The 25,563-nt window shown below is 44.7% G+C and carries 22 protein-coding genes; 15 read left to right on the forward strand and 7 right to left on the reverse strand.

Features of this window, described 5'->3' with window-relative positions; genetic code table 11:
• Nucleotides 1-54: 54 nt before the first annotated feature.
• Both R7P64_RS21880 and R7P64_RS21885 read right to left on the reverse strand, forming a co-directional pair.
• On the reverse strand, nt 55-1,215 hold the full coding sequence (locus R7P64_RS21880) for a DUF1887 family protein (RefSeq protein ID WP_005378476.1): 1,161 nt from the start codon (nt 1,213-1,215) through the stop codon (nt 55-57).
• Between the two features lie 163 nt (nt 1,216-1,378).
• Complete coding sequence (locus tag R7P64_RS21885; RefSeq protein WP_258475615.1) at nt 1,379-3,370, reverse strand: methyl-accepting chemotaxis protein; 1,992 nt, start codon at nt 3,368-3,370, stop codon at nt 1,379-1,381.
• 270 nt (nt 3,371-3,640) lie between these two features.
• On the opposite strand from R7P64_RS21885, the gene hinT reads away from it, so the two are divergent.
• The 7 genes from hinT to R7P64_RS21920 all read left to right on the forward strand — a co-directional run bounded on the left by hinT (nt 3,641) and on the right by R7P64_RS21920 (nt 9,854).
• On the forward strand, nt 3,641-3,991 hold the full coding sequence (gene hinT / locus R7P64_RS21890) for a purine nucleoside phosphoramidase (RefSeq protein ID WP_005378473.1): 351 nt from the start codon (nt 3,641-3,643) through the stop codon (nt 3,989-3,991).
• Nucleotides 3,992-4,060: 69 nt separating this feature from the next.
• Nucleotides 4,061-5,458 carry a COG3014 family protein gene (locus R7P64_RS21895; RefSeq protein WP_054576369.1) on the forward strand — a complete coding sequence of 466 codons (1,398 nt, stop codon included), beginning with the start codon at nt 4,061-4,063 and terminating at the stop codon, nt 5,456-5,458.
• Entirely contained in the window at nt 5,458-5,850 is a 393-nt protein-coding gene (locus tag R7P64_RS21900) for a YcfL family protein (RefSeq protein WP_005378469.1), read from the forward strand. The genes R7P64_RS21895 and R7P64_RS21900 overlap by 1 nt, the downstream gene beginning before the upstream one ends.
• 66 nt (nt 5,851-5,916) lie before the next feature.
• Nucleotides 5,917-6,507, forward strand: coding sequence for a penicillin-binding protein activator LpoB (gene lpoB, locus R7P64_RS21905; RefSeq protein ID WP_005378467.1), 591 nt, complete (start codon nt 5,917-5,919; stop codon nt 6,505-6,507).
• A gap of 24 nt (nt 6,508-6,531) precedes the next feature.
• A complete protein-coding gene (gene thiK / locus R7P64_RS21910) occupies nt 6,532-7,413 on the forward strand; it encodes a thiamine kinase (protein ID WP_005378465.1) in 882 nt (293 codons plus the stop codon).
• A gap of 75 nt (nt 7,414-7,488) precedes the next feature.
• Nucleotides 7,489-8,031, forward strand: coding sequence for an alpha/beta hydrolase YcfP (gene ycfP, locus R7P64_RS21915; RefSeq protein WP_213871527.1), 543 nt, complete (start codon nt 7,489-7,491; stop codon nt 8,029-8,031).
• Between the two features lie 533 nt (nt 8,032-8,564).
• Complete coding sequence (locus R7P64_RS21920) at nt 8,565-9,854, forward strand: NAD(P)/FAD-dependent oxidoreductase (RefSeq protein WP_005378463.1); 1,290 nt, start codon at nt 8,565-8,567, stop codon at nt 9,852-9,854.
• 76 nt (nt 9,855-9,930) lie between these two features.
• Here R7P64_RS21920 and R7P64_RS21925 read toward each other — a convergent pair whose 3' ends face one another.
• The 4 genes from R7P64_RS21925 to R7P64_RS21940 form a co-directional block, all read right to left on the reverse strand.
• A complete protein-coding gene (locus R7P64_RS21925; protein ID WP_005387823.1) occupies nt 9,931-10,479 on the reverse strand; it encodes a GNAT family N-acetyltransferase in 549 nt (182 codons plus the stop codon).
• Between the two features lie 160 nt (nt 10,480-10,639).
• Nucleotides 10,640-11,407: a peptidoglycan binding protein CsiV gene (locus R7P64_RS21930; protein WP_021707672.1), complete on the reverse strand. Its 768-nt coding sequence runs from the start codon at nt 11,405-11,407 to the stop codon at nt 10,640-10,642.
• A gap of 7 nt (nt 11,408-11,414) precedes the next feature.
• Nucleotides 11,415-14,876 (reverse strand): transcription-repair coupling factor, encoded by a 3,462-nt coding sequence (gene mfd, locus R7P64_RS21935; RefSeq protein ID WP_053349429.1) that lies wholly within the window; start codon nt 14,874-14,876, stop codon nt 11,415-11,417.
• Nucleotides 14,877-14,881: 5 nt separating this feature from the next.
• On the reverse strand, nt 14,882-15,451 hold the full coding sequence (locus R7P64_RS21940; RefSeq protein WP_017634743.1) for a hypothetical protein: 570 nt from the start codon (nt 15,449-15,451) through the stop codon (nt 14,882-14,884).
• A gap of 249 nt (nt 15,452-15,700) precedes the next feature.
• Between R7P64_RS21940 and lolC the strand changes: the two genes are divergently transcribed.
• The 3 genes from lolC to lolE are packed head-to-tail and all read left to right on the forward strand — an operon-like array spanning nt 15,701 to nt 18,856.
• Nucleotides 15,701-16,909, forward strand: a complete 1,209-nt coding sequence (gene lolC, locus R7P64_RS21945) for a lipoprotein-releasing ABC transporter permease subunit LolC (RefSeq protein WP_318123967.1) — start codon at nt 15,701-15,703, stop codon at nt 16,907-16,909.
• Nucleotides 16,902-17,609 (forward strand): lipoprotein-releasing ABC transporter ATP-binding protein LolD, encoded by a 708-nt coding sequence (lolD, locus tag R7P64_RS21950; protein WP_053349431.1) that lies wholly within the window; start codon nt 16,902-16,904, stop codon nt 17,607-17,609. Before lolC ends, lolD begins: the two co-directional genes overlap by 8 nt.
• A 2-nt stretch (nt 17,610-17,611) precedes the next feature.
• A complete protein-coding gene (gene lolE, locus R7P64_RS21955; protein ID WP_318123970.1) occupies nt 17,612-18,856 on the forward strand; it encodes a lipoprotein-releasing ABC transporter permease subunit LolE in 1,245 nt (414 codons plus the stop codon).
• Nucleotides 18,857-19,006: 150 nt separating this feature from the next.
• Here the strand turns inward: lolE and R7P64_RS21960 are convergent, their stop codons facing one another.
• On the reverse strand, nt 19,007-19,516 hold the full coding sequence (locus R7P64_RS21960) for a DUF2062 domain-containing protein (RefSeq protein WP_005387834.1): 510 nt from the start codon (nt 19,514-19,516) through the stop codon (nt 19,007-19,009).
• 8 nt (nt 19,517-19,524) lie between these two features.
• Here R7P64_RS21960 and R7P64_RS21965 point away from each other — a divergent pair, with 8 nt between their 5' ends.
• The 5 genes from R7P64_RS21965 to kdsB are packed head-to-tail and all read left to right on the forward strand — an operon-like array spanning nt 19,525 to nt 25,488.
• Nucleotides 19,525-21,780: a DNA internalization-related competence protein ComEC/Rec2 gene (locus R7P64_RS21965; RefSeq protein WP_318123972.1), complete on the forward strand. Its 2,256-nt coding sequence runs from the start codon at nt 19,525-19,527 to the stop codon at nt 21,778-21,780.
• A 31-nt stretch (nt 21,781-21,811) separates the two neighbouring features.
• A complete protein-coding gene (msbA, locus tag R7P64_RS21970) occupies nt 21,812-23,560 on the forward strand; it encodes a lipid A ABC transporter ATP-binding protein/permease MsbA (protein ID WP_169628364.1) in 1,749 nt (582 codons plus the stop codon).
• Nucleotides 23,561-23,565: 5 nt separating this feature from the next.
• Nucleotides 23,566-24,573 carry a tetraacyldisaccharide 4'-kinase gene (gene lpxK, locus R7P64_RS21975; protein ID WP_213868317.1) on the forward strand — a complete coding sequence of 336 codons (1,008 nt, stop codon included), beginning with the start codon at nt 23,566-23,568 and terminating at the stop codon, nt 24,571-24,573.
• Nucleotides 24,554-24,733 (forward strand): Trm112 family protein, encoded by a 180-nt coding sequence (locus R7P64_RS21980; protein WP_005378451.1) that lies wholly within the window; start codon nt 24,554-24,556, stop codon nt 24,731-24,733. The genes lpxK and R7P64_RS21980 overlap by 20 nt, the downstream gene beginning before the upstream one ends.
• Nucleotides 24,733-25,488 carry a 3-deoxy-manno-octulosonate cytidylyltransferase gene (gene kdsB / locus R7P64_RS21985; RefSeq protein WP_053349434.1) on the forward strand — a complete coding sequence of 252 codons (756 nt, stop codon included), beginning with the start codon at nt 24,733-24,735 and terminating at the stop codon, nt 25,486-25,488. Before R7P64_RS21980 ends, kdsB begins: the two co-directional genes overlap by 1 nt.
• Nucleotides 25,489-25,563: the final 75 nt, after the last annotated feature.

The raw sequence follows: 25,563 nt of genomic DNA on the forward strand, positions 1-25,563 counted from the left end.
AAGCAGCATTAATGCTGCTTTTTATCGTTGTGAATTTTAGCTTTCTTAATGGCACTAGATCTCGTCTGAACCGCCCGCGTCTTTAAACCAAGCCGTTAAGTGCGTTCTTAAATCTTTAAGCTCATCAGGGCCAATCAGGGCTAGCCCTAAGTCTTCAGCACGAGTAATGTCATTGTGACGAAGAGGACGGAAGCTCACCAACATTGCGCGCGCTTGTAAGCCACCTAATAGATCGCGAAGCGATTCTAACTTATATAAAGTATCGTCGCCGTCATCTCTCATGCCTTTGGTTTTGCACTCGATGATGTGCAGCTTGTTGTTTACAACTGTTGCGACATCTAACTCATTGCGTACTTCACTTTCACCAAGTTTGCGATAAACCTGAACATTTAACGATCGATCTTGGATCGTCGGCATGGTGTCTTGGATTTGCTTCACGGTGCTGTGAACCAAAGTCTCTAACCACTCACCGTTTGAAAAGCGTCGAGCATCTTCATCTGCAAACGTTAAAACGCCATTCTCGTAGGTGGCGATTTCTGCTTCTACTAAATCTGAAAGCAACATGTTGAGCTCACGGTAGCCCTGCTGTTTTTCGGAGAGCTCGACATCAAGCTTTTGTTCTTTGCGGCATGTGGTTGCAAGGTAGTTAAGTGTTGCTAGACCTGGCCCAAGCTCAAGCGCATTTGAGGCCCATCGTTCACCAAGTTCATACAATTTTTTATCAAGAAGAGGTGGTAAATCAACGTGGTGAAACTCGCCGCGTGCACCAAAGATAGTGAGGTAATCTGCAATCGTAATGTGATCTTCGACTTGGGTATCTTCTTTGCCATCAGGGTATAACCAACAAAGCTTATCGCTACTAGGCTCTACCACAAAAATTGGCCAGCGATAGGTACGGAAAACTTCGTACACCGACAACAAGCGATGACGAAGACCACAGCTCGCGTTCAATTTTACATCTTCGCCGCGTTCATGGAGGTCTTTTGCCAGTTTTTGAATTGCTTGTTTGATCAGAGATGTATTAACAGCGGATGGAATTTCAAAAAATTCAGAAGTAATTTCTCGTTGATCTAAAACGGCACTCAGTCGGTCAAATATATCTAACTGGCTCTTGTCTCCGATGAAGACGATATGTGTGCTTAGCGTACGATTATCTAATAGAGGAGTGACCAATCTCACTGGGTCTTGGTCGATAATACCAACATGAACAGCCATAGATTTTCCTTTTTATGAGGCCGCTCGAAAAGAGTTGTGCAAGGGGATGAGCTGGCCTTATTAATCATATGTAGACATGGCCGACAAAAAACAAGGGCGACTTAACAAAAAGTCGCCCTTATACAGTTGATTGCACTAATTAATGCTCTTAATTATAAAGTATTTATAACTTAAAGCGGTGGACCAATTCATTTTGCTGATGAGCCAAGTGGGTCAGTGACTCACTGGTTTGTGCGATACTCGACATGGCTTGGAAACTTTCATCGGCGATGCTGTTGATATCTTCAATACTGCGAGCAATGTCTGTTGATGTTTCACTTTGCTCTGCTGCTGCTTGTGAAATGTGCGTACTCATTTGGCTGATCTCAATGATTAGCGCCTGGATCTCTTCCATTGAGCTGTTCGCTTTTGACGCTTGCTCAACCGACATCTCCATATCGCTCATACAGCTTTGTATGACTTGGTTTGCTGATTGTGAGCTAGATTGCAGATTACTGATCATGGATTCAATTTCAGTGGTTGATTGAGTCGTTCTTGATGCGAGTACTCGTACTTCATCTGCCACTACCGCGAAGCCGCGACCTTGTTCACCAGCGCGAGCCGCTTCAATTGCCGCGTTCAATGCCAGTAGGTTGGTTTGCTCCGCAATGTTGCGGATCACATCAAGGATAGACCCAATTTGGCCACTCATCTTTTGTAGCTCAGAAACTGCGGAGACCGATTCGTTCAAACGTGTTTCTAGTTGATTAATGGTTGAGATGTTACTGCTCATAACATTTCTGCCTTCTTCAGAGGCAGATTCGACGCGTTGCACCATTTCTAGCGAGCCTTGCGCACTTTGCGCGACTTCCTGCACTGAATGAGACATTTCTGTCATCGCGGTAGCGACGTTTGCCGTTTGTTCGCGTTGAGAGCTCAATTTAATTTGTGCTTGCGAAGAGGTGCGTTCGTTGGTTGTCGCGGTTGACGATAGGTTTTCTGACGCTTCGTTGAGTTTCACCAAGATCTCGTGAAGGTTGTCGGCGAGTGAGTTAATGTGTCCACTCACACGGCTGAATTCGTTGTTATAGCGAATATCGATACGCTGTGTCATATCACCTTCAGTCAGGCCTTCTAACACTTTTAGAATACGAGTCAACGGCTCGCGAACGCTTTGTGCGATGTGGTAGCCAATCGCTGTCGCGAGTAAAACGACAATAACGCCAATGATGATGGCTTTCGTTACACCGGCCGAATATATGTCACCTGCATCTGCCAATGATTCATTGAGCTTATCTGTTGCGGTTGTCGTAAATTGCTCAAGAATCGCCATGGTTGAATCCACTTTATTTGCTAGGTTGGCGATATTGTTATACAAAGCGGCGCGAGCATTGAGGTAATTATTATGTTGGTCTAGCACACCGCCACGCATACCGACGTCACGAGTAAATTGCTCTACAGATTCGCCAAATGCTTTTTCTAGCTCAGGAAGCTGAGTCACCAACCCGCGGAATGCGTAATTCAAGTGCGTTACTGCTTTGCGGTTTTTAGCTACGGCTTGCGTAACAAACTCAGGGTTGGAACTGGCGAGGGCATCAGAGGTAATTACTTCGGCATCTTTTAACTTGATAAAGTAGCTCTTTGCCATGACTTTGACAGAAATGCTGGTTTGATCTGCCACATATTCTTTAAGACCAACCGAAAGTTCGGTATTCAGTTTTTGGAAGCGGCGTGAGGATTTTTGCACTTCTTCTTGAGCCGCGAACATTGCTTCGTAGTTGTCCATGGCCTCTAGAGCTTCTGTAAAATAGCTCTGCTCTAACGTTTTTAACTCTGAAAACGGTTCGGCAAGAGAAGGGTAGATTTGGCTTGCGGTTTTCAGTTGAGCCAATGTGGATTCGAAGCGCTGTTGAGATCTAGCAAATTCCTGACGCATTTCATCCATGCGTTGTTTATTCTCTGTCGTCAGGAAGTCTTTAAATGATTTGTCGGCAGAAAGCAGCTCAACACTGGTTTGATTAGATAACGATACCAACGGTAGGGATGATTTAGATACCGTGCCAAATTTTCCGTGAATATCACTCATTCCTCCCATCATAATGGCAATTGTGACGGCAAATAGGATGATGATCAGTGCAAAGCCGGCATACATCCTTTTAATAACTGAACCTCGCATAAGTGAGTTTCCTCTCCCAAAAATAGACAAGCTACCCAAGTATTTTTTGAATTTACTTGGGTATAAAAATAATAATTGTCTTAAAAAAGTAACAAAATTCATTGGATTGTATTCAGTTTGTGACGCGCATTTTATGACGCACACGACAAAAAAAGCCTCGTTAATTAGCATTTGATTAATAATGTTAAGTGAACACTGTTTTTATTGAGCTCCGCTTTTGGTTGGCGCATACTAATTGGGGTCTAATTACGTTTATAAAATGGAGTCCTCATGGCGGAAGAAACGATCTTTAGTAAAATTATTCGCAAGGAAATCCCTGCCGATATCCTTTATCAAGATGATTTGGTGACTGCGTTTCGCGACATTAACCCTCGCACACCAAGCCATATTCTCATTATTCCGAATAAACTGATCCCAACAACGAATGATGTAGAAGCTGAAGATGAAGCAATGATGGGGCGTTTGTTCACTGTTGCTAGAAAGTTAGCGAAAGAAGAAGGTATTGCTGAAGACGGCTATCGCCTAATCGTTAATTGTAATCCACATGGTGGCCAAGAGGTTTACCATATTCACATGCACCTACTAGGCGGCCGCCCTCTAGGTCCAATGGTATTGAGCTAAGCTTTTAAAAGTGGGTGGCGATTCACCCACTTCTTTTTCCTGTCGAATGACACATTTGTGGAGATAAATGTGAAACTAGGTGTAAAGCTGTTAGGGCTGATGAGCTGGGCTTTAATGGCCTCTGGCTGCGCGAATTTATCTGCGGGCAATCTGTTTAGCCATTACAGCAACCAGAATCAAGAAGTTTATCAAGCCGTTGTTGCAGGGGAATATGCCAAAGCAAAACAACTTCAATCAAGTGAAGTGGGTGGCGAGATACTTGGCAATTTTGAAAAAGGTCGTATCTCTTTTCTTGCTGAAGATTACCCAACAAGTTTAAATGCGCTAGAAAGCAGCGATCGTGCTGTACGTGTTCAACAAGATCGTGCGACGATATCTGTGTCAGACACGGCAACGAGCGTCGGCTCTCTCGCAGTGAACGACAATCTCCAAGACTATCATCCCGCCGATTACGAACTTGGCTTTTTGCACCTGTATCTAGGACTAAATTACTTACAGAAAAACGATTTAGAAGGAGCACTAGTTGAAGTGCGTCGAGCTAATCAAGTTCAGGAAGCGGCAAGAAAGGCGCGTGAAAAAGAGCTAAAAGCAGCAGAGAAAGACCTTAACAAGCAAGGCATGTCTGCCAATTTAGGCAGTGTGTTAGCGAACTACCCTGATGCTGGTAAAAAACTAAGCGCGGTACAAAATGGTTATCTGTTCTATCTTTCTGGCTTGTTATATGAAGCGTCGCGAGACTTAAACAGTGCTTATGTTGATTACCGACGAGCACTCGCTGTAATGCCAGACAACAAGCAAGTTGTGGAAAGCACCTTATACGCTGCTAAGAAGCTGGGCATGCGTGAAGACTTGCGCATGCTAGAGAAGCGGTATGGTAAAGCACCTTCTGGATTAACTCAGTCACAAGGGAGAGTCATCGTTATCGATGAGCAGGGTGTTGTTGAGGCGATGAAAGGGTGGCGTATTGATTTACCAATTTACGACAGTCGCGATAATGGCGCGATTTATTCGTTGGCGCTTCCTTATTATCAGAACCGAGGTGCTCAACGTTTTAGCGATGTTGTTTTAAATGGTCAGGTATTATCTTCCAGTACGCTGGTTGATGTTAATGCGATGGCGCAAAACGATCTTAATGAACGTCTTACTACAATAGTGATCCGTCAAGCTCTTCGTGTTTGGGCAAAAGATCGAATCCGAAAAGAGGCGGCGAAAAAGGGCGATGATGTGGGAAACATACTTTTCAATGTATGGAACACATTGACCGAACAGCCAGATACAAGAAGTTGGCAAACATTGCCAGCGCAAGTGAAAACGGCTTCAAAAATCGTGAAACCGGGAACACAAAGTTTAAACTTGGGTGATCAAACCTACCAGTTTGAAGTGCCTGCACAGCAGACTACATTGGTATGGGTATCTCGTCAGGGAGCACACTCAACCGTGTGGCATAAACAGCTAGGGAGACTGTAATGAAAGCATGGCTTGTTTGTTTAGCAATGGCTATTGGTTTAGTTGGATGCGCCGAAAACACGGCTGGTATTCGAATTGATGGCCAAACGCAAAAAGTATTCTTTAATGATAACGTTTTAGGTAGTCGCTTATTAGTTGACAACATCACCACCACTTACGTTGATGATCGCCCACGAGGAGTCGTGCAGTTGAGTAGCAATTACAAAGGTGATCAGCACATTCTTTACCGATTTTATTGGTATGACAACAATGGTTTAGAAGTGAATACCAAACCTGGTCCGTGGCGAAAAATGATTGTGCGAGGATTTGAGCAAGTCACGTTATCTGAAGTTACTGTGAATCCAAATGGCACAAAATTCCGTGTGCAAATTAGAGAAGCACAAGACGATTAATCTTAACGGCTCTGCCGAAGCTGCCGCGCTAACGATGCGCTGGTATTGAAAAACTAAGGAACTCTCATGAAAAAAAGTATTATTGCTCTTTTAGGTCTTGCCGTCATTTTAGGTGGCTGTTCTAACAAAGTCTCTTACGGCGATGCGCAAGCAACAGAAACCACGACTATCGATTTTGGCTCAACAGATTTACAAAAAATTGCGGCTGAAATGGTGGATAGCATGATGATGTCGGGCTCTGTAGCAGCAATTACTCGTGACCAACGTCCTATCGTTTTTGTTGAGCGAATTAAGAACAAAACCAGTGAACATATTGACACTGAATCCATTACCGACACGATCTCTACTAAGATGTTGAACTCAGGTAAGTTCCGCTTTGTTGATATGGATCGTGTTGAGTCTGTGCGTGAACAACTTAACTTCCAAAACACGGATGAGCTTGTTAACCAAAGCACAGCGATCCAATTTGGTAAAATGGTTGGTGCTCAATACATGCTTTACGGCAACCTATCTAGCATTGTGAAAAATGCAGGTAGCGATAAAGATGTATACTACAAGATGACCATGCGCCTAATGGACCTAGAAACAGGTTTGATTGAGTGGGCGGATGAAACTGAAATTCGTAAAGCGCAATCTAAGAGCCTATTCGGTCTTTAATCGAACAGGGTGGAGAAGTCATCAATGGCATGGTTTTCTTGGCAACAAGCAAAACAGTTAGATCCGAGTCTTAACGCTCTCGATGGCTTCTTTACGGAGCCTCCGGTAAAAGTACAAACTGTTACCGGGGGGCTCACCAACCGTTGTTGGCGGTTGGAATCTTCTCAAGGCCTTGCATACATCTGGCGACCGACCAGTCATGTCTGCAAGGCTTTTTCAATTTCTCGTCACAGTGAATATCAAGTGCTGAATGCAGTCTCTTCATTGGAAATTGGCCCCAAGCCAGTTTTTATTCATGAGCAAGGGTTGCTGGTGGAATGGATAGAAGGAGAGGCTCTGACGGAGTCAGGCTTAGCACTAAGCAATTTATTATCCATTGCGGCGAAGATTCATCAATATCCGATAAGCGCAATTCCTTTGGTTCCATTTTCATATATTTCTCGCATCGATCATTATTGGCTTGAGCTTGATGGTCAGTATGTGGGTACGGAGTTTGAGGCTTTGTACATGAAGTGGCGCACGGAACCGAACGTTGCACCTGTTCCGCTTGCCCTATGTCACTTCGATCTGGGGTGTTATAACCTAGTGCGAGGAGAGAATGGGGTGAAAGTCATTGATTGGGAGTATGCCGGGATTGCTGACCCTAGGCTTGATTTGACCTTAACTATTCAGGTCGCGAATGCGCCTGTGGAAGAAGCGGTAAAGCAGTATTGCCAAATTCGAGGTATCGAAGATGTGTCTCTTTGGCTGAGAGGTGTACACGCTTGGCAACCAAGAACCTTGGTGATGGCGATGCTCTGGTATCTACTTGCCTATAAATTGTGGGGAGATGAACAATACTTAAACAGTGCGTATGAGTTGAAAGGCTCATTGTGTATGGAAGATCACTGTTTTGAGAACTCGTGATATTTTCCCCTTTAACAGTAAGGAAATAGTGGTAGTTTTAATAAAAGTACCAGATACACACAGGGAGAGGTACACATGATTATTTACTTACACGGCTTTGACAGTACAAGCCCGGGTAACCACGAAAAAGTTCTTCAACTGCAATTTATCGACGACGACGTTCGTTTTATCAATTACAGCACCCTTCACCCAAAGCACGACATGCAACACTTGTTAAAAGAAGTGTCTAAAGTTATCGATCAATCTGATGACCCAAACCCGTTAATCTGTGGGGTTGGTTTAGGTGGTTACTGGTCTGAGCGAATTGGTTTTCTATGCGGTATCAAGCAAGTGATGTTCAACCCGAACTTGCATCCAGAAAAAACGATGGCTGGTCGAATCGATCGCCCAGAAGAGTACGAAGATATCGCAACAAAATGTGTTGATCAGTTCCGAGCGAAAAATCAAGCTCACTGCTTAGTGATTCTCTCTAAAGATGATGAAGTGCATGACAATTCGAAAACGGCAGCTGAGCTAGAAAAACACTATCAAATCATTTGGGATCAAACTCAGTCTCATAAGTTCAAAAAAATCTCTCATCATTTACAAGCGATAAAGGCATTTAAAAATACTTATTAATGTTGAGTGTAGACAGTAAAGCGGCGTTTTTATCGGCTGCTTTGCTGCGATTCCTTCTCTTGAGTATGCCGAGCCACTGTCTCTTTGAAAGGCACATTTTCTTGGTTTAACGCTTTGAATATTGTGTTCTCCTTACCGTTTTCTTACTTCCCTCCTATGTAGCACGAACACCTTGTTGTAGAGTAGTCGAAAAGTAGTCAATCCGTACTCGTTACACGGATTTTGGTTGCCTTCAAAGTTGGTCTCTATATAATGAACCGGACTAAAATAATTTGATAAATATCAAAAAAAATTGAGAGCGAGTAATAAACTTGCCCAAAAAATTCTGGCGTCGTATGCGTACCAGATAAACATGCCAAACCCTGACAAGTCATTGATAGATAAAGATTCAAGGTGAGTGGCAGTTTTTTAATCCAAGTAATTGAGACACCTCTAAGAACCAAGAATTCATCGGTTGGATGGATGCCACAAATGTTTGTGAGTCATGCATCGAGCTGAACCCCATATATTCATTTTTGTAGAGGAAAATCATTGTGACACGCATTATCGTTGTAGGCGGCGGTGCAGGTGGTCTTGAGTTGGCAACTAAGCTTGGTCGAACTCTAGGTCGCAAAAACCGTGCGCAAATTACGCTAGTCGATCGAAAAGCGAGCCACTTGTGGAAGCCATTATTGCATGAGGTTGCTACAGGTTCTTTGGACGAAGGAGTAGATGCACTGAGCTATCGAGCTCATGCAAAAAACCACAGCTTCGACTTCCAAATGGGTAGTCTTCAAGACATCGACCGTGAACGTAAAGTGATCATCTTAAGTGAGCTTAAAGACGAACACGGTGAACTTCTTATGCCAAGCCGTGAGCTAGAATACGACATTCTAGTGATGGCGATTGGCTCGACATCAAACGACTTCAACACGCCTGGCGTTCGTGAAAACTGTATTTTCCTAGACAGCCCTGAGCAAGCACACCGTTTCCGTACAGAAATGAACAACGAGTTCCTAAAGCTGCACGCGAAAAACGGTAACGGTACGGTCGATATTGCGATTGTTGGTGCTGGTGCAACTGGCGTTGAACTATCAGCGGAGTTACATAATGCTGTTAAAGAGCTGCGCACTTATGGCTTCGGTGATCTTGACTCTAGCAAGTTGAACGTCAATCTGATTGAAGCAGGTGAGCGTATTTTACCAGCGTTACCTCCACGTATTTCTTCTGCTGCTCATCAAGAGTTGGTGAAGTTGGGCGTAAACGTGCGCACCGCCACTATGGTGACTAAAGCTGAAAAAGATGGCCTTACTACAAAAGATGGTGAGAAGATCCCAGCTCAAATCATGGTTTGGGCTGCAGGTATCAAAGCTCCAGACTTTATTAAAGATATCGCTGGCTTAGAAACGAACCGTATCAATCAGCTTGTAGTGAAAAACACACTACAGACAACACGAGATGATGACATCTTTGTTATTGGTGACTTAGCACAATGTACCCAGTCTGACGGTTCGTTCGTGCCGCCACGCGCTCAAGCTGCACACCAAATGGCAAGCCAGGCATTTAGTAACATCGTCGCGAAGATCAACGGGCGCGAGTTGAAAGACTACGTATATAAAGATCACGGTTCATTAGTGTCTCTAAGTCGCTTCTCAACCGTTGGTAGTCTGATGGGGAACCTAACTAAAGGGTCGATGATGGTAGAAGGCCGTATTGCTCGTGTCGTTTACATCTCGTTGTATCGCATGCACCTAATGGCGTTGCACGGTGTATTCAAAACCGGTCTGATGATGCTCGTCGGCCGCATTAATCGCGTGCTGCGTCCAAACCTTAAGCTGCACTAAGGTTTTAAATCCACTCTGTGTGGATGTGTTGTATCTTAAAAAATGCAGAAGCCACCGCAAGTCGGTGGCTTTTTGTTTATGTTAGATCTGTCGGTAAAAGTGAGAACACAACGCCATCTTTAGGCTTACCCTGAAAAATAAACCGGTTTCTGGCGATGGCTTCTTTTTGTGCACCGACGGACTCAATTAAGGCTTGGCTAGCTTCGTTGTCGGGGTCACAAACAATCTCTAGTCGAGTTAAACTTAGCTTTGCGAAGCAGAATTCTGCTAAGGCTTTAACGGCTTCTTGGGCATAGCCTTGCCGTTGATAGCGGTCGGCAACCCAGTAACCAATACTCGCCATATTAAACGTATGATATAACTCATTAACCGCTGCCATTCCAACCAAAGTGTTACTTTGCCGCTCATAGATACCGAAACCAAAAGCCTCAGTTTTGACCCAGTTAAGACGGGTTGCCAACAGAAAGTCCTGCGCGGTTTTCAATGTGACGTTTTTATCACACCAGTCAAGCCATTGGTGCAGCGAAGGGGATTCTGCAAGTAATCGTTGTAGTGAATGTGCTTCTTCAGCAGGGATGAGCTTGAGCGCTAAGCGGGGCGCAATGATTTCAAAGTCTGGACTCATGAACTAATACTACTTCCATGTTGAGTGTAAGTAAATTGAAAGCTGTCTATTTATACTTGAACGCAGCTATTTTCCTTGCTCTGCGTTGGTTAGGAATAACTGAGGTATAGCAGATAAAAACAAAGCGCAGCTTTGCTGCGCTTTGTCGAACTGCTCGTGCTTATCGAACCCGACGAACTTGAATGATCATACCCATCAACGGGTTATCTAGGTAATGAGTCTCGCTGCTACGCATACGACGTTTTTGATCCATTCGATAACTCTTCAGGAATTTCTCTTCGGTTACTGTCGGCGATATTTCTGCCAAGTTACCGACTTGGACGTTACCATCTACTTCACCTAAGTCATCCGCCAATTGCTCTGTTGAGGTTGGTTCAAAACGCACCTCTCTAACACTTGGTTCGCGCAGATCTAGTGTTGTTTCGGCGAAGAGGTAATGCTGTACGTATATTTGGAATCGACCATCTAGTTCATATAAAGGGCCATTGACCGTCTCTTCACTGTAACCGTCGCTGGAAAATGTTTGATTGCCATTGATTGGGCGGCCATCTGCTTGATAAGAATCAGAGAAATCTCGCCCGCCAACGATGCGGAAAATTGGGGCGCTAGATTTACCTCGGTCACCTTGACGCCAGGCTACGTGTTTAAGCACTTTAAAGCCGGCATGATTATTTAGTGCCGCTTCTTGCGCGTTGAGACGGAAAGAAGAACTTGGCAAAAGTGTCACGCCTTTAGAGCGGCGGTAGGATTCACTCTCTAGGCTACCGACATTTTCCATATCGATTTTTGGCAGTTGATTCGGCCAAGATTCTGTTGTGCTTTCAGCGTCGACTGCTCGCTTGAAAATGATCACTTCAATATCAAATTGGCGCTGTGCCCAAGAGGGCATTGAGACACATAGAAGCAATAACGGGATCAGTATTCTCATTCGACTATTAGCTCGTTGGTAATAAATTCTGTTTAAAATCATTCAGTAAGTCTTGAACAAACTGAATGCGTTTACGTCGGTCCACCAATGGTACGCTAAACTTGAACTTAGTTGGACCTTCCATTGCAAATTTTTGCGGCTGTGATTGCAGCAGTTTAACTAAATACGCTGGATTTATGTCAGCATCAGGGTAAAACTCGATAAATCCACCTTTATCATGGGCTTCTATCTTTTTCGCTTTTAAACTACCAGCCGAAATTTTCAATTCTGAGACGGCAAGTAAGTTCTTTGTTGCGTCTGGAAGCAAACCAAAGCGATCAATCAGTTCCACTTTTAGCTCTGATAGTTCATCACTGCTTGTGACACTCGCAATGCGTTTGTACATCGACAGTCGTGTGTTTACATCCGGAATGTAATCATCTGGTAAGAGCGCTGGGATTCGCATTTCCACTTCAGTTTGCTCACGAAGCAGCTCATCCAAAGATGGCTCCTTGCCTTCTTTTAATGCTTGCACTGCTTGTTCCAGCATTTCCATATAAAGTGTAAAACCAACGGATTGAATTTGCCCACTTTGCTCATCACCAAGCAGCTCACCAGCACCACGGATTTCTAAATCGTGGGTTGCTAACGTAAAGCCAGCACCTAAGTCTTCCAGTGAAGCAATCGCATCAAGACGCTTGATGGCATCTTTGGTCATGGCTTTTGGATGTGGCGTTAATAAGTAAGCATAGGCTTGATGGTGCGAACGTCCAACACGGCCACGTAATTGATGCAACTGCGCCAAGCCAAGATTGTCCGCACGATCCATGATTATGGTATTCGCCGTTGGTACGTCGATACCGGTTTCGATGATGGTTGTACACACCAACACATTAAAGCGCTGATGGTAGAAGTCATTCATGATTCGCTCAAGTTCGCGCTCGCGCATTTGACCATGAGCCACGGTAATACGTGCCTCTGGGATGAGTTTCTGTAAGTCTTCTGCCGTTTTTTCAATGGTTTCAACCTGATTGTGCAGGAAGTAAACCTGACCACCACGCATAATTTCACGCAGTACCGCTTCACGGACCACTGGCTCTTCTTTTTGTCGAACAAAGGTTTTAATGGCTAAACGGCGTGCAGGAGGTGTCGCGATGATCGACAGGTCTCGCATGCCACTCATTGCCATATTCAGTGTGCGTGGAATTGGTGTTGCGGTGAGGGTAAGAATGTCCACATCCGCACGCATTGCTTTGACCTTTTCTTTTTGACGAACCCCAAAGCGGTGTTCCTCATCAACGATCAACAAACCTAAATCTTTGAATTTAATGTCGCTCGAAAGCAGCTTATGCGTACCAACGACAATATCGACTTTACCATCGGCAACGTCTTGCAAAATGACTTTTTGTTCTTTGGCAGATTTAAAACGAGACAGTACTTCAACTCGGATTGGTAAGTTGGCAAAACGGTCACGGAAGTTTTCGAAATGCTGCTGAGCAAGCAAGGTTGTTGGTACGAGTACGGCGACCTGTTTACTATTATCCGTTGCGACAAATGCTGCGCGCATAGCGACTTCCGTTTTACCAAAGCCCACGTCACCACACACTAAGCGATCCATCGCTTTTGCCTGGCACATGTCTGACAATACGGCATTGATGGCCATCGCTTGGTCATCTGTTTCTTCAAACGGGAATGTTGCTTTAAATGTTGCGTATTGCCCACGATCTAGCTCAAATTTGAAGCCAGGTTTTAATTCTCGTTTAGCATACACATCCAGCAATTCTGCTGCGACATCACGCACTTTTTCTGCCGCTTTACGACGTGCTTTTGCCCACGCTTCACCACCTAATTTATGCAGTGGCGCACTCTCTTCAGCGCCGCCAGAATAACGGCTGATAAGATTCAGTGATGAAACTGGCACGTAGAGCTTGGCATCGTTTTGATACTCAAGGGTGACGTATTCCGTTTTCATGCCACCGGCTTCAAGTGTTTGTAAACCGATGTAGCGGCCAATACCGTGATCAATATGAACCACAGGTTGACCGGGTTTTAGTTCCGCAAGATGGCGAATAACGGTGTCACTGTTGACGGCTTTTTTATCTTTGCGGCGTCGCTGGATAACACGGTCACCGAGTAGATCACTTTCACAGATCAGAGCGAAGTTCAGCTCTTCGTGAATGAAACCATGCTCTGCTGCGCCTAAGATCAAGCTGAATCGATCACCCGAGTCTAGAGCTTGGTAAAGTGAGCCATGTACGACTGGCCGAACTTTGATGCCTTGCAACAGCTCCGTTAGTGCTTCACGACGACCTTCTGACTCTACCGAGAAAACGATTTTTCCGCTGAATTGCTCACTAAACTGACGAAGGCGCGAGAGCGGCTCTTTATTTTGTTGCTGAACGCCAAGCTCGGCTAACGATTGTACGGGTAGGTTTTGACGACCGGCACGCTTAACCACTTTATCTAGGCTCAATTGAGCGATAGGGAGCTGTTTTAGTTGACTGAAAAGTTCGTCTTTTTTCAACCAAAGCTGTTCAGGAGTCAAAAGAGGACGTAGCGGATCAACTTTTTTCTGGTCGAATCGATATTCGACATCGGCTAAGAAAGTATCGACCGCAGATTCGATATCACCATATGTGATGACTTGAGAGTCTTCTGGCAAATATTCAAATAAAGTCTCGGTATGGTCAAAAAACAGCGGCTGCCAATACTCAATACCAGCGGGCCACGTGCCTTTGGTCACTTGCATGTAGATTGATTCAGGCTCGCGGCGTGCGTCGAACTGGGTGCGCCAACGTGTACGGAAATCTTCAATCGCTTCTCTAGTGGTTGGGAACTCATGTGCAGGCAGCAGTTGGATTTGCTGAATATCGTCGATAGAGCGTTGGTTCTCTGGATCAAACGTGCGAATGGTATCTATTTCATCATCAAAGAAGTCGATGCGGTACGGGTCATTGCTGCCCATAGGAAAGAGATCCAGAATAGACCCACGACTTGCATATTCACCTGGTCCAAATACTTGATCTACATGGCGGTAGCCTGAATTTTCAAGTTGTACACGTAACTTCTCTAGCGAGAGCCGATCACCAGTTTTCACCATTAAAGTGTGTTGCAACAGAAAATCACGTGGCGATTGGCGTTGCAATACTGTACTGACCGGAACGATGGTTATGCCATCACGTTGACTTGGCAGTTGGTATAGGCGTGCGATACGTTCAGAGATGATTTCTTGATGCGGAGAAAAGTTATCGTAAGGCAGCGTTTCCCAGTCGGGGAACAGGCTTACCGTTTGGTCGGTGAATTGCTCAATCTCTGCCTGAAGCTTTAAAGCGATTTGCGGGTCAGGCACAACGAGTAGCGAGTGACTCGAATGCTGCTTGGCTAGCTCTGCAATGGCTAGAGGTAGAGCTGCGCCCGGCAAATTACCTAGCTGTTTTTTGTCGCCACGCTCTGAAGGGTTGGTGACGGAAAGAATCGTTGCTTTTGTCATAGGAATTATTTTTTATCTCGCTCCATCGAGCGCTGACGTAAAAGTTTTTGTTGTTGATACAGTGCCGCCTTTATCAGTAAATCTTGATCAGATTCTCGGAGCATCTTGTATCTAAGCGTGATAATGAAATCTTGCTCTGAAGCATCACATTCTTCTACTTGAGCGTAACAGTAAATCGCCGCAGCAGGGTGATCGAGGAACAGTTTAACACGAACGAGTTGTTGAGTAGTTAACGCTGTATCTGAGCGGAAACTGAGTTGACTAGCACCAAACTGCGTCGTTTGATATCGAATGGAGGCGTCATCTTGTTGTGAAAGCATAAAGCTCAACAAGAGGTTAAGTTTCGCGTTTTGCGTATCAAGCAAGTTGATCACATGCTTTAACTCTTTGTTTTTCAGCTCTAGACGCGCGTTGTCTGCCAACATATCTAAGTGACTAAATTCACTGGCGACAATAAATGGTGCTGGAATTTCGGAGGCAAATGTTTCTTCATCTGGCAAAGCAAAGTCCGCACTCAACGTTTCGACGTTGATGGTGAGGTTATGATGGACGGTAAAGTATTCTTGCTCTGTCATATAGTCGATCCTTTTGCCAGTGAGCGCTCCCTGTTCACTCAACAAACAAAGAGAAATAGGGCACTGATTATCGCTAACTGAATGAAGTTATCAAGTTTAGCCGATTTGTCCTTGAACTTTTTGCCTTAAATACAGACTTATTGCATGTCGTTGACAAATTTAGCGATTCTCTTGTCTTCTTAATGAGAAGAGTAAGGTAAGATAATCCGCTAAAGCTTTATATCAAAACAACCAGTTGGTTTGTCTTATATGTATCATCCTATCTCATTGTTTATTGGCTTAAGGTATCTTCGGGGACGCTCTGGAGATAGGTTCAGCCGATTTGTTTCTTATATGTCGACGGCGGGTATTACGATCGGTGTAATGGCGTTGGTGACGGTTCTTTCTGTGATGAACGGGTTTGAATCGCAGTTAAAAGAACGCATTTTAGGTGTGCTACCTCATGCCGTTGTTTCGCAACACGATGGAAAAACGCCTATGACCGAGTCTGCCCCTCCATTTGTTCAAGCGATGTCGAGTGAATCTCAGCCGGAGCCTATCGTTAGAGGAGAGGCTGTTATTCAGAGTTCTGCACAGCTGACGGCTGGTTACCTCATCGGTATTGAACCTAAGAAAGGCGATCCGATTAGCAACCATTTGATTGCCGGACGATTATCGTCACTTCAAGCAGGTGACTACAATGTATTTTTGGGTCACAGTTTGGCACGTTCACTAAAGGTCTCAATCGGGGATAAAGTACGCTTGATGGTGACCAACGCGACGCAGTTTACCCCACTTGGTCGTATTCCTAGCCAGCGAAACTTTACTGTCTCAGGCATTTTCAATACGGGATCGGACGTTGATGGTCAATTAATGATTGTGAACATGACGGATGCATCTAAGCTGATGCGTTTCCCTAAAGACACGGTTTCTGGTTGGCGTGTCTTTTTCTCTGACCCATTTATGGTGACGGATTTTGCTGACCAACCCATGCCTGATGGGTGGCAATGGAGTGATTGGCGCGAACAGCGTGGTGAGCTTTTCCAAGCGGTGAAAATGGAAAAGAACATGATGGGACTTATGCTAGGTCTAATTGTGGGTGTCGCTGCATTCAATATTATCTCCGCTTTAATCATGGTAGTAATGGAGAAGCAATCAGAAGTCGCAATATTGAAAACTCAAGGCATGACTCAATCTCAAGTGATGACCATTTTCATGGTGCAAGGTGCAAGCAGTGGTGTAATTGGCGCGATTGTTGGTGGCGCTGCGGGCGTGATCTTGTCACTTAATCTAAATGCGATTCTTGAATCTGCTGGTGTGGCGCTATTCAGCTTTGGTGGTCATCTACCCATCTTGATTGATTCAATGCAAATTCTTTTAGTGGTGGTGTTGGCGATTGCTCTTAGCCTTGCTGCTACGCTTTATCCTTCTTATCGAGCATCTTCTGTTAAACCTGCTGAGGCACTTCGCTATGAATAAGCTATTAGAATGTCGTGATATTCGTAAAGTCTACCGAGAGGGTTCGTTAGATACGGAAGTGTTGAAAGGCGTAAGTTTCGATATCGACAAAGGGGAGTTGGTTTCTATTGTTGGCTCTTCTGGTTCGGGAAAAAGTACCTTATTGCATATTTTAGGTGCGTTAGATGACGCAACTCATGGTGAAGTTGATTTTCTAGGGCAAAACTTATCAGCTTTGAGCTTGAACAAACAGGCGGCATTACGCAACAAGCACCTTGGTTTTGTATACCAGTTTCATCACTTATTGGCTGACTTTACTGCGCTTGAAAATGTGGCGATGCCACTGATGATTGGCGGTGCTAAAGTAGCGGATGCAAAACAGGCGGCTAAAGCGCTGTTAGATAAAGTTGGTTTGAGTCATCGGATGCAACATAGACCCTCCGAGTTATCGGGCGGTGAGCGTCAGCGTGTTGCGATTGCGCGTGCATTGGTGAATAAACCTGATCTGGTCTTGGCTGATGAACCTACGGGGAACTTAGATCACAATACGGCACTGTCTATCTATGATTTGATGCGCGAGCTCAATAAAGAGTCAAACATTGCATTTTTGGTTGTCACGCATGACAAAGAGCTGGCAGCAAAAATGGATCGTCAAATGCACATGCAAGATGGTTTGCTCGTAGATCGTTTTGTGACTGATACAGCATCTGCGGAGGGCTAGTTTTGTTTACCTCTTTAGCTTTGATGATTGGTGGTCGCTTCAGTCGAGCGAAAAAGCGCAACAAGATGGTGTCTTTCATATCGCTTTCTTCGACTATTGGTATTGCGGTTGGCGTTGCTGTGATCATTATCGGTTTGTCTGCAATGAATGGCTTTGAGCGCGAGCTGCAATCGCGTGTGTTGTCTGTGATCCCACACGGCGAGTTAGAAGGTGTTAATGGACCACTTCATGACTACACCAAAACGATGAATCAAGCTCTAAAACATGAACATGTTGTTGCGGCAGCACCGTACGTTCGTTTTACGGGCTTGGCAGAAAAAGGCAGTAAGCTAAAAGCGATAGAAGTTCGTGGTGTAGAGCCTACTTTCGAGCAAGCGGTGTCGAGCTTATCGAATTTTATTGACCAAGCAGCTTGGCAAAACTTTTATGCCGGTCAGCAGCAAGTGATCTTAGGACGAGGTGTAGCAAACGAGCTAAATGTCGCCGTGGGGGATTACGTTACGTTGATGATTCCGCAAACAGGCGGCGCAAATAAAGTGCAGGCTCCTAAGCGAGTGCGCGTGAAGGTGTCAGGGTTCTTAACATTGAATGGCCAAATCGACCACTCTCTAGCGTTAGTACCATTAGCGGATGCTCAGCAATACGCGAGATTAGGGGAAGGGGTCACTGGCATTTCACTAAAAACTGACGATGTTCTCAATGCGCCTTCTATTGTTCGCGAGGTTGGTAGCATGATTGATGTTTATGTGTATTTGAAAAGCTGGCAGCAAAAGTTTGGTTTTTTGTATCGCGATATTCAGCTCGTGCGCACCATTATGTACTTGGTGATGGTACTGGTGATTGGCGTGGCATGTTTTAATATTGTGTCTACGTTGATGATGGCAGTGAAAGACCGAGCGGCGGAAATCGCAATTTTGCGAACAATGGGAGCAAAAGATAGCCTAATCAAACGGATCTTTGTTTGGCAAGGTGTATTCTCTGGTGTATTTGGCAGTCTCGTCGGCAGTGTTATCGGTGTCTTAGTGGCGTTAAACCTGACTCCGTTAATTAAAGGGTTAGAGAGCTTAATTGGTCATCAGTTTTTATCGGGCGATATTTACTTCGTCGACTTCTTACCATCACAACTACACTGGCCAGATGTGGCATTGGTGTCAGTGACGGCGATAGTGCTTAGTTTACTTGCGACGTGGTATCCTGCTTCTCGTGCCGCAAGGTTGAATCCGGCGGCTGTACTGAGTTCTAAATAGCGGATTGTTTTACAATATGCGAAAAACAAAAAAAGGACCGAATTCGGTCCTTTTTTGTATTTATCCGACTTGAGTAACATCGCGTTTCATTCTAACTGTTAGATGCCCCTCAACTGATAGCTCAAATGCTGATTTTTACGCAGTAAGGTCTTATCTTATTTTGCGTTTTTGCCAGCTCCGTACCACCGAGTAGCGCCAAAGCCCTCGAATTCCGAAGTAGCCAATAATCGCGGATACAACCCCACAAATTGCGCAGCCCAATAGAAATGGAGGTCCAATGGTGCTCATTTGCTGCATGATGAATTCCCACGATAGTTCAAAGTGAAAAGGTTGCGGGGGAAGACGCATCACTAGAGCACCTAGCTTGTACGCAAAGTAAAATAGCACAGGCATAGTGATAGGGTTGCTGATCCATACCAAAGCGACGGAGAGGGGCAGATTGACACCCAACATAATGGCCAAGCCAGCGGCCATGATCATTTGGCTCGGCAGCGGAACAAAAGCCATAAATAACCCGACAGCAAAAGCCCCTGATGCCGAGCGGCGGTTTAAGCACCACAAGTTCGGGTTGTACAACACATTGCCGAAGACCTTCAATGCTTTTTGGCGTTTGATCAATTCATGATCTGGCATGAAGCGTTTTATCAGCTTTCTAGGCATAGGACAGCATGACTCTCTCAGAAAAAAGTTGGACCTTGGCGTTATTTTTAGCGAGCGTAATCTCGTCAGCTTGGTGGCCGACAATACCAGATTGGCGTTGGTTGCTGCTGGGAATAATAACCACTGGCTCAATAATCAAATTACGTCGTGGCTTAATTAGCATAGGCGCAATTGCGGGCTTTATGGTTGTCATCGTCCACGGCAATGTATTGGAGTCTCAGAGACAAGCCCTTTTTCAAGCAGGGGAGAATATTACCATAATTGGTAAAGTTGACAGCCCTTTTACGCAAATAAGTCACGGTTATGAAGGTATTGTCGCTATAGAAGCGGTAAATTCTCAAACTCTGTTACCTTTTCTTAAACCTAAAATCCGTCTTATTACGCCTTTTCCACTCGATGTTAACAGTGAGTTTACGACATCCATCTCGTTAAAGCCGATTACAGGTCTACACAACGAAGCTGGCTTTGATGCTGAAAAGCACGCGATGGGTAAAAATATTATCGCCCGAGCGGTTGTCAACAAAGACGCTAAGTGGATTGTTCGTTCTAATGTATCTCTGCGTCAATCCATTATTGCCGATGTCGCTGATGATGTGTCTTCCCTTCATCATTTCTCGTTAATAAGTGCGTTAGTTTTTGCTGACCGTTCTTGGTTGTCTAAGGAAGATTGGCAAGCGCTCAGGGACAGTGGTTTACTGCATTTGGTCTCCATTTCTGGTTTACATATTGGTATGGCGTTTACTTTTGGGCTAGTCGTGGGCGGTACCGTTCGTTATCTATTACCCCAATACCAGTTGTTGCCTAGCTTATATGGGCTGATCTTCGCTGTTGCCTACGCTTGGTTAGCGGATTTCTCTCTGCCTACTACGCGAGCAGTGTCGGTATGCGTTGTTTACGTTCTCCTGAAGTATACTCTGGTGCACTGGACTTCTTGGCGAGTTCTTTTGCTTGCAGTATCTCTACAACTGCTTGTTCAACCTTTTGCATCCTACAGTATGAGCTTTTGGTTATCATACCTATCCGTTTGTGCGGTATTGTTCGCAATTAATTTGATTCGACATCAAAGGGGAGGTTGGAAAGCGAGATTAAAAGCGTTATTGCTTACTCAATTGATGTTGAGCGCTTTAATCGTACCTGTTAGTGGCCATTTCTTCTCCGGTTTTAGTTTGTCCTCAATAGCCTACAACTTGGTATTTATTCCTTGGTTCGGATTTATCGTTGTACCTTTGATGTTTCTAGCCCTGTTCTCATCTTTGTTTCTTGAAATGATAGCGAAGCCTCTGTGGCATTTGGTGGACTGGTCATTACAGCCATTGAGCACGTCAATACAGTACGCAGTAGGTTCTTGGCAATCCATTAGCATGGAAATGACAATGCTGGTTATGGCGATAGTGGTTTGCTTAATATTTCAACGGTTCATGTCTCATTACGCGTGGTATTTGTTACTCGGCATCGTTATTAGTATCAAGCTTGCATCGAAGTATGAACCGCGTTGGCGTATCGATGTATTAGATGTAGGTCATGGCCTTGCAGTGGTTGTAGAAAAAGACGACAAGGTGTTGCTGTATGACACTGGTAAAGCATGGCAAAGCGGCAGTATCGCAGAGCAGGTCGTCACTCCGGTTTTGCATCAACGAGGTTATGAAAGCATAGATACACTGATTCTAAGCCATTTCGATAATGATCACGCAGGCGGCCGCTTTTTCATTGAAGATGCCTTTTCTCCACAGCGTAAATTTAGTAGTCAATTCTTTATCGGATATGAACCTTGCACTAGAGGCGACCAATGGAAATGGCAAGGATTAAACATGGAAGTGCTCTGGCCTCCTGCACTTGTTCAACGTGCGTATAATCCGCACTCCTGTGTATTACGACTTACTGACCCTATTTCTAACTTTAGTATGCTTTTTACTGGTGATATTGAGGCCATTAGCGAGTGGATATTGCTTAGAGAGCCCGGAAAGTTACAAAGCGATGTGATGCTAGTCCCTCACCACGGGAGTAAAAGTTCATCGAATCCTCGATTTATCGAGGCGGTGAGCCCGAGTGTGGCAGTTGCTTCTTTAGCAAAAAACAATCGATGGGGAATGCCAGCGGAAAATGTCGTTGCTTCATACCGAAAGCTTGGCATTACTTGGCTTGATACTGGTGAGGGTGGTCAGGTAAGCTTCTTTATTCACCGTGATAATTGGCGCTCAGAAACCAAACGTAGCGATACATTTGAGCCTTGGTATAGGCAGATGCTGCGTAAGGGAGTAGAATGAGAGTCTTAATGTAAGAAAATAAAGCACTTCTATGTCGATAAATACTGATGAAACGACTTGGCAGACGTTTAAGCGTCTATGGCAATTTATTCGCCTTTATAAGTCAGGTCTTGTCGTTGCAGTCATTGCATTAGTTATTAATGCAATATCAGATACCTATATGATTTCCCTGCTAAAACCACTACTCGATGAAGGTTTTGGGAACGCTGAATCTGATTTTTTACGCACGCTTCCATTGATTATTTTTGCCATGATGTTCATCCGTGGCATAAGTGGATTTGTCTCCACCTACTGTTTGAGCTGGGTATCTGGCAACGTAGTTATGCAAGTCCGTCGCATGGTGTTCAATCACTTTATGCATATGCCAGTGTCATACTTTGATAAGGAAAAGACGGGCAACTTATTGTCGCGTATAACCTACGACTCAGAGCAAGTATCAGCGGCAACTAGCCAAGCGTTGGTGAGCATTGTGCGTGAAGGCGCAAGTATCATTGGTCTGTTAGTCTTGATGTTTTACAACAGCTGGCAATTGTCGCTAGTGCTGTTTGCTGTTGCTCCCGTTGTGGCATGGGGTATTGGTGTTGTTTCTAAACGTTTTAGAAAAATATCCAAAAATATGCAGACCATGATGGGTAACGTAACTGCATCAGCAGAGCAGATGCTGAAAGGCCATAAAGTTGTGTTGAGCTATGGCGGCCAAGACATCGAACGTCAACGATTTGAAAAAGTCAGCAACCAAATGCGTCAACAAAGCATGAAGTTGGTGACGGCTCAAGCGGCGGCTAACCCTATCATCCAAATGATTGCATCACTTGCAATTGTTGCCGTTCTTTATTTAGCAAGTATTGATTCGATTAAAGAGCAACTGACTCCTGGTACATTTACTGTTGTCTTCTCTGCAATGTTTGGTCTGATGCGCCCACTTAAAGCGCTGACTAACGTTACTTCTCAGTTCCAACGTGGTATGGCCGCGAGCCAAACGCTCTTCGCGTTAATTGACCTCGAGCCTGAGAAAAACGAAGGTAAGTTGACAGTTAAACGCGCAAATGGCGATGTTTCAGTTAAAAACGTAAGCTTTACTTACACTGGTGCAGAAAAACCAGCATTGGAAAATGTCAGCTTCGATATTCCAAGAGGAAAAACGGTGGCGCTAGTTGGCCGTTCTGGCTCAGGTAAAAGTACCATCGCGAACTTGTTCAACCGCTTCTATGATGTTGACAGTGGATCTATCACATTAGATGGGCATGATATTCGTGATTACGAGCTAAAGAATTTACGTCAGCAATTTGCACTAGTATCGCAAAATGTTCATTTGTTTAATGACACGATAGCAAACAATATTGCGTACGCAACGGATGGCCAATACGAGCGCAGTGATATCGAGAAAGCGGCAACACTCGCGCATGCGATGGAGTTCATCGGCAAAATGGATGATGGACTTGATACTATGATTGGTGAAAATGGTGCTAGCTTGTCTGGTGGTCAACGCCAACGTGTTGCGATTGCGCGAGCTCTATTGCGTGATGCTCCAGTGCTGATTCTTGATGAGGCAACTTCGGCTTTGGATACCGAATCCGAGCGAGCTATTCAAGCTGCACTTGATGAGCTGCAAAAAGATAAAACGGTACTTGTAATAGCGCACCGCTTATCCACAATCGAGAAAGCCGATGAAATTCTTGTGGTTGATGATGGTGCCATCATTGAACGTGGCAACCACGCTGAGCTTATTAAGAAAAATGGTGCGTATGCACAATTGCACCGTATTCAGTTTGGTGAATAAGCGCGGTGATTGAAAAAATCTGGTTTGAAAACCATCCAATAAAATACCTCTTGTGGCCGCTTTTGTGGCCACTGAGTTTATTATTTGGAACGATAAGCAAGTCAAAGCGAAAGCAATACCAAACTGGCCGCAAGCAAGCCTATAATGCGCCAATACCTGTTGTTGTGGTTGGCAATATCACTGCTGGTGGCAATGGTAAAACACCAGTTGTTGTGTGGCTTGTTGAGCAACTACAGAAAATGGGCTTTAAGCCGGGGGTTGTTTCTCGTGGTTATGGGGCAAAGGCTCCTGCCTATCCGTTAGTGCTAAAAGAAGATACGCCAGCGAAGCATTGTGGCGATGAACCTAAATTGATTCATCGCCGTACAGGAGCACCTGTTGCGGTAGATCCTGTGCGTTCAAATGCAGTGAAAGCACTGCTAGATTTGGATGTGGATATCATAATTACGGATGATGGATTACAACATTATGCGTTAGGCCGTGATATTGAGTTAGTGATTGTGGATGGGAATCGCCGGTTTGGGAATGAAAGCCTGATTCCATTAGGTCCTTTACGTGAAGGTATTGAGCGACTTAAAGAAGTCGACTTTATCATCACCAATGGCGGTCAAGCGCATACGGGCGAAATCGCAATGGCTTTAGCACCCTCTAAAGCTATTAATCTTAAGACTAAGCAACATGTGGATGTTTCGGAGTTGAAAGATCTCGTCGCATTTGCGGGCATTGGGCATCCTCCGCGTTTTTTTCATACACTAAACTCGATGAACGCAGATGTTAAAGTCACAAAAGGTTTTGCTGACCATCAAGACTTTGATCAACAAGAATTAGAAGCATTGGCTCAACAAGGGACCAATGTGATTATGACCGAGAAAGATGCCGTCAAGTGCAGCCATTATGCGCAAGATAATTGGTGGTATCTGCCTGTATCTGCCCAGTTTGAATCAAACGATGCAGAGCAAATTTTAAATAGAATAAAAGAGGTTAAAGCGGCTTATGGATCACCGTCTACTTGAGATTGTAGCTTGCCCTGTTTGCAAAGGTAAGCTGACGTACGATAAAGATAATCAAGAGTTGATCTGCAAATTGGATCGCCTTGCTTACCCGATCAAAGAGGGTATTCCAGTTCTGCTAGAGCCTGAAGCTCGCACTATGAGCATGGATGAGGGACGCTAATGTCTTTTACGGTTGTCATCCCTTCGCGCTACGCATCGAGCCGTTTGCCTGGTAAACCGCTAGCGGATATTGGTGGTAAGCCTATGGTTCAGTGGGTTTATGAACAAGCGCTACAAGCGGGTGCGGAAGATGTCATCGTTGCAACTGATGACGAGCGTGTTGCGAAAGCGGTTTCGTCATTTGGTGGTAAAGTTTGTATGACCTCTCCCCACCACGAATCAGGTACGGAGCGTCTTGCCGAAGTTGTTGAAAAAATGGCTATTCCGTCAGACCACATTATTGTTAATGTGCAAGGGGATGAGCCTTTGATTCCGCCGTCCATCATTCGTCAGGTTGCTGATAACTTATCTGGGTGTGAAGCCCCGATGGCGACGTTAGCTGTAGAAATAGACTCGGAAGAGGAAGTGTTCAACCCGAACGCTGTTAAAGTTGTCGCAGATGAGCAAGGCTATGCGATGTACTTTAGTCGAGCAACCATCCCTTGGGATCGCGATAACTTTGCTAAACAAGACAAAACCATTGCCAACCCATTAATGCGTCATATTGGTATTTATGCTTATCGAGCTGGTTTCATTAATACGTATGTCAACTGGGCACCAAGTGCATTAGAGCAGATTGAGTGTCTTGAGCAACTGCGAGTGCTTTGGTACGGTGAAAAAATTCATGTGGCGGTAGCGAAAGAAGCACCAGCAGCAGGCGTTGATACGCCCGAAGATCTAGAAGCCGTGCGCGCGATTGTTGCAAAGCAAGCGTAACAAATGCTCAGATAGATTTAAGAATAAACAAGGCTCCTGAATTAGGAGCCTTTTTGTTTTACTTGTATCGAGGTA

This window comes from Vibrio sp. 2304, assembly GCF_033339475.1.
In the GTDB taxonomy this organism is placed as follows: Bacteria; Pseudomonadota; Gammaproteobacteria; order Enterobacterales; family Vibrionaceae; genus Vibrio; species Vibrio alginolyticus.

Coding starts and splice junctions, on each gene's coding strand:
- mfd (WP_053349429.1), bottom strand. CDS start 14,876: ATGACAAAAGCAACGATTCTTTCCGTCACCAACCCTTCAGAGCGTGGC.
- thiK (WP_005378465.1), top strand. CDS start 6,532: ATGGCATGGTTTTCTTGGCAACAAGCAAAACAGTTAGATCCGAGTCTT.
- kdsB (WP_053349434.1), top strand. CDS start 24,733: ATGTCTTTTACGGTTGTCATCCCTTCGCGCTACGCATCGAGCCGTTTG.
- lolC (WP_318123967.1), top strand. CDS start 15,701: ATGTATCATCCTATCTCATTGTTTATTGGCTTAAGGTATCTTCGGGGA.
- R7P64_RS21880 (WP_005378476.1), bottom strand. CDS start 1,215: ATGGCTGTTCATGTTGGTATTATCGACCAAGACCCAGTGAGATTGGTC.
- hinT (WP_005378473.1), top strand. CDS start 3,641: ATGGCGGAAGAAACGATCTTTAGTAAAATTATTCGCAAGGAAATCCCT.
- R7P64_RS21885 (WP_258475615.1), bottom strand. CDS start 3,370: ATGCGAGGTTCAGTTATTAAAAGGATGTATGCCGGCTTTGCACTGATC.
- ycfP (WP_213871527.1), top strand. CDS start 7,489: ATGATTATTTACTTACACGGCTTTGACAGTACAAGCCCGGGTAACCAC.
- lpoB (WP_005378467.1), top strand. CDS start 5,917: ATGAAAAAAAGTATTATTGCTCTTTTAGGTCTTGCCGTCATTTTAGGT.
- msbA (WP_169628364.1), top strand. CDS start 21,812: ATGTCGATAAATACTGATGAAACGACTTGGCAGACGTTTAAGCGTCTA.
- R7P64_RS21980 (WP_005378451.1), top strand. CDS start 24,554: ATGGATCACCGTCTACTTGAGATTGTAGCTTGCCCTGTTTGCAAAGGT.
- R7P64_RS21940 (WP_017634743.1), bottom strand. CDS start 15,451: ATGACAGAGCAAGAATACTTTACCGTCCATCATAACCTCACCATCAAC.
- R7P64_RS21900 (WP_005378469.1), top strand. CDS start 5,458: ATGAAAGCATGGCTTGTTTGTTTAGCAATGGCTATTGGTTTAGTTGGA.
- R7P64_RS21925 (WP_005387823.1), bottom strand. CDS start 10,479: ATGAGTCCAGACTTTGAAATCATTGCGCCCCGCTTAGCGCTCAAGCTC.
- lolD (WP_053349431.1), top strand. CDS start 16,902: ATGAATAAGCTATTAGAATGTCGTGATATTCGTAAAGTCTACCGAGAG.
- R7P64_RS21960 (WP_005387834.1), bottom strand. CDS start 19,516: ATGCCTAGAAAGCTGATAAAACGCTTCATGCCAGATCATGAATTGATC.
- R7P64_RS21965 (WP_318123972.1), top strand. CDS start 19,525: ATGACTCTCTCAGAAAAAAGTTGGACCTTGGCGTTATTTTTAGCGAGC.
- R7P64_RS21930 (WP_021707672.1), bottom strand. CDS start 11,407: ATGAGAATACTGATCCCGTTATTGCTTCTATGTGTCTCAATGCCCTCT.